1 protein-coding gene is annotated in these 946 nt (G+C 66.1%); it reads left to right on the plus strand.

Annotated features, from left to right (window positions below; all coding sequences use genetic code 11):
* Positions 1-83: 83 nt before the first annotated feature.
* The coding region (locus tag IE263_RS48035) for an IS3 family transposase (RefSeq protein WP_229911595.1) at positions 84-946 on the plus strand (863 nt) is incomplete at its 3' end.

A 946-nucleotide genomic window follows, 5' to 3' on the forward strand; every position in this document is an offset into this window, starting at 1 on the left:
TTGAAGGCGGCATCGGCTTTCTTCGCGGCCGAGCTCGACCGGCCGTCGAAGCGCTCGTAGCGTTCATCGACGAGTGCAAGAAGGTGTTCGGGGTCGAGCCGATCTGCCGTGTGCTCTCAGCCCACGGACTGAAGATCGCAACGAGCACCTACTACGCCGCCAAGAACCGCGCTCCCAGCACCCGCGCGATGCGGGACATGGAGCTGAAGGCGCACATCAGCCGGGTCCACACCGACAACTACGGCGTCTACGGAGTCCGGAAGGTCTGGCGGCAGCTTCATCGCGAGGGCATAGCCGTGGCCCGCTGCACGGTCGCCCGGCTGATGCGCGAGCTTGGTCTGGAGGGCGCCCGACGCGGGAAGAAGATCCGAACCACCCTGCGCGACGACGGCCATGAACGGGCGGCTGACCTGCTGCAACGCGACTTCACCGCGTCCCGGCCGAACGAGAGGTGGGTCGCCGACTTCACTTACGTGGCCACCTGGGCGGGGATCGTCTACGTCGCATTCGTCGTGGACGTCTTCTCCCGGGCGATCGTCGGCTGGTCCGCAGCCACGAGCAAGCGGGCCAAGCTCGTCCTCGATGCCCTCGACATGGCTTTGTGGCGCCGCGACCGCGCCGGAACTCCCGCCGGGCCGGGGCTTGTTCATCATTCAGACGCGGGTAGTCAATACACGTCTTTCGCGTTCACCGCGCACCTGATCGAGGCCGGCATCGACGCCTCGGTCGGCACCGTCGGCGACGCCCTGGACAACGCGCTCATGGAATCCCAGATCGGCCTCTACAAAACGGAGCTGATCAAGCCCCGCAAGCCCTGGCATGGCCTGGCCGACGTCGAACTCGCCACCGCGGAATGGGTCGACTGGTTCAACAGCCAACGGCTGCACAGCGCGACCGGCGACATCCCGCCCCACGAGTACGAGACCAACCACTACGCTCAATACCA

It is taken from the genome of Streptomyces aurantiogriseus (assembly GCF_014649375.1).
GTDB lineage: Bacteria > Actinomycetota > Actinomycetes > Streptomycetales > Streptomycetaceae > Streptomyces > Streptomyces aurantiogriseus.